Genomic DNA, 3,244 nt, shown 5'->3' with positions numbered 1-3,244 from the left:
CATCACGCCTCCGCGCGAGCGAAGCGGAATCCGGTGACGGCCCTGCTCGCCCAGGTCCACTACTGGTCCCCGACGGGCTGGCACCGCTTCGGTCTTCCGTACCTGTCCAACACTCCCCACGGCGCACCACCTGTCGACGCGGTGACGGTCGCGGCGCTGCTCGCCAGAGAGACGGTTGCGCGTGACGGCGGCTCCGTAGCGGGTGCCGATACGGCGACCTTCGCGTCTGCGGGAGCAGTGCCGCAGGGGGCTGGCAGTGCCGCCGGGGTTACCGAGGTAGGCGCATCCGGAGCACCCTTGGGTTCGGCACTTCCCATGGCCGCCCCGGATATTGGCGAGGCGGTGACAGCGGCAGGGACAAGGGAACCTGCAACGGCATCTGCAACGGCGACCGAAACCGTGACCGACCTGGTGGCCCGCGTAGCCGACTCCGTCCGTCGTACCGTCACCTTCGTCACCGACCGCCGCGCACGCCCGGCCGACGGTCCCGATCTCTTCCTCTCCGCCGAACAGGCACTCCTGCTCGGACACCCGTTGCACCCGACCCCGAAGAGTCGCGAGGGTCTCTCCGAGGCCGAAGCCCGCCTGTACTCACCGGAGTTGCGCGGTTCCTTCCCGTTGCACTGGCTGGCTGTCGCCCCTGCCGTACTCGCCACTGACTCGGCTTGGACCGAACGCGGTCGGACTGTCCCCGCCGCCCAGCTGACGGCCCGACTCGCCGGCCCCGAACTCCCGTTGCCCGAGGGGCATGCGGCTCTTCCCCTGCATCCCTGGCAGTGGCGCGAGATCCAACACCGAGCCGATGTCGCAGCCTTGCTCGACGCCGGTCTGATCCAGGACCTCGGCACCCACGGCGCCCCGTGGCACCCCACCTCCTCTGTACGAACCGTCCACCAAACCGGCGCCCCCGCCATGCTCAAGCTGTCCCTGGGCCTCCGCATCACCAACTCCCGCCGTGAGAACCTCCGTAAGGAACTCCACCGAGGCGTCGAGGTCCACCGCCTGCTCCGCACCGGCCTGTCCCAGCACTGGCACGCTGCCCACCCCGGCTTCGACATCGTCCGCGACCCGGCGTGGCTGGCCGTCGACGCGTTGGACGAGTGCGGCGCCGACTCGGGGGAGCGGGATGCCCGTGTGCCCCTGGCCGGAATCGACGTGGTGATCCGGCACAACCCCTTCAGCGTGTCCGACGATGTGTCCTGCATCGCCGGGCTCGTCTCACTCCGGCCGTACACCGGGCGGAGCGCCACCGTCGGCGGACCGGCGACGACCTCGCACGTCAGCCGCATCAGCCGCATCAACCACGTCGGCGACACCGGCCACTCCACGTCCGGTGCACCGCTGTTGCGGTCCCGTCTGGCCGAAGTCGTCACGGGCCTCGCCGCGCGGACCGGCCGGTCGCGCGGAGCAGTCGCCGCCGAGTGGTTCCTGCGCTACCTGGAGCAGGTCGTCCGTCCCGTGCTGTGGCTGGACAGCGAGGCGGGGATCGCCCTGGAGGCGCACCAGCAGAACACGTTGCTTCTGCTGGACGGCGAAGGGTGGCCCGTGGGTGGCCGGTACCGCGACAACCAGGGCTACTACTTCCGCGCGTCCCGGCGCGAGGAAATCGACGCCCGGCTGCCCGGCATCGGCGAACACAGCGACACCTTCGTCTCCGACGAGGTCACCGACGAACGCTTCGCGTATTACCTCGCGATCAACAACGTGCTCGGTCTCATCGGAGCGTTCGGTTCGCAACGTCTCGCCGACGAGCGGCTGTTGCTCTCCGCCTTCCGGCGCTTCCTCGGTGACGTGGCCTCCGGTCCCGCCCGGCTGCGCACCTCCCTGCCGGCCCGCCTGTTCGACTCACCCGTCCTGCGCTGCAAGGCCAACCTGCTGACCCGACTGCACGGCCTCGACGAACTCGTCGGCCCGGTCGACACCCAGTCCGTCTACGTCACTATCGCGAACCCCCTTCATTCCTGACCGTCACCGTCACCCGTCAACGTCACTGGCTCCGATGGGCACCGCCAACCGTCTCCCGATCCGGTCACCGCGGATGGTCTTTGGCTCCGACCAGCACAGCAACCGGCTTCGAACGCCAACTGCTTCTTCCGACTTCGACCGCCGCTGACTCCCTTCAACTCCGGCCGCGACCAACTGCCTTCAACTCCGACCAGCACCAACTCCCTTCGCCCCTGAGGAACATGACCCACCCCATTCCCTGAGAGGAGCGTCACCGTGCCTCCGACCGACGCGAGCGCCGACACCGCGACTGTCCCCAGCTCCGAGCTAGCCGCCAGCGCGAGTGCGAGCCCGAGCCCGAGCACGGACAGCGAGGACACCCTCGGCCTCCGCTTGCCCGAGGAGTTCATCGCGCTCTGCGCCGAGGCGGATGCAGGGGATGCGGTAGCCCGCGGTGCGGTAGCCCACCGCGCAGCTGCTCCCGACGGGCCCGACACCATCGGGCGACAGAACTCAGCGGAGGGCGCGGAAGGCACCGCCCAGCCCAACGCGGCCATCCCGGCCGACTCGGACGCCCGGCCTACCTATGACATCTCGCCCAACTCCTACACCCCGCCCGGCGACGACCTCCTCGACCGCATCGCCGACTGGGGACAGACCCACACCCCCGCAGGCGCCTTCCACCTCCTCCCCGTCCACATCGAACGCGACCTTCCGCTGATCAACCGCTGGATGAACGACCCTGCTGTCGCGGAGTTCTGGGAACTGGCCGGACCTCAGGCGCTGACCGAGGATCACCTGCGCGCCCAACTCTCCGGCGACGGACGCAGCGTTCCCTGTCTCGGCGTGCTGGACGGCACCCCGATGAGCTACTGGGAGATCTACCGGGCTGACCTCGACCCCCTGGCTCGCCACTACCCCGCCCGACCGCACGACACCGGCATCCACCTCCTCATCGGTAACGTCGCCGACCGAGGACGAGGGCTGGGTGGCATCCTTCTCCGGGCCGTCGCCGACCTTGTGCTCGACAACCGCTCCACCTGCGCCCGCATCGTCGCGGAACCCGACATTCGCAACACCCCTTCCGTAGCCGCTTTCCTGGACGCCGGTTTCCGGTTCTCCGCCGAGGTCGACCTGCCCGCCAAGCGGGCCGCCCTCATGGTCCGAGACCGTTCCCTGCGCGATCTGCTGTAACGCCACGTGGCAACGCCATCACTTTTGGTACACCGCTCAGCCCGATCCGGTTCCCACTCCCTCGAATCGGATTTCGGCCGCCGTCATCGCCCCGGCCTCCGCGCCC

Annotated in this window: 2 protein-coding genes; both read left to right on the top strand. The window is 69.4% G+C overall.

All coding sequences use genetic code 11. From position 1 onward, the window contains the following. Positions 1 to 1,965, top strand: a 1,965-nt coding sequence (locus tag ACNFOC_RS52600; protein ID WP_416966057.1) for an IucA/IucC family protein, incomplete at its 5' end; no start/stop codon positions are given. Positions 1,966 to 2,220: 255 nt separating this feature from the next. Further along, a complete protein-coding gene (locus ACNFOC_RS52595; protein WP_416966056.1) occupies positions 2,221 to 3,138 on the top strand; it encodes a GNAT family N-acetyltransferase in 918 nt (305 codons plus the stop codon). Positions 3,139 to 3,244 lie beyond the last annotated feature (106 nt).

Origin of the sequence: Streptomyces colwelliae (genome assembly GCF_048158785.1) — a bacterium.
Taxonomy (GTDB): Bacteria; Actinomycetota; Actinomycetes; order Streptomycetales; family Streptomycetaceae; genus Streptomyces.
The sequence above is the reverse complement of the archived record's forward strand: the minus strand, read 5'-3'. Positions and strand labels throughout refer to the sequence as shown.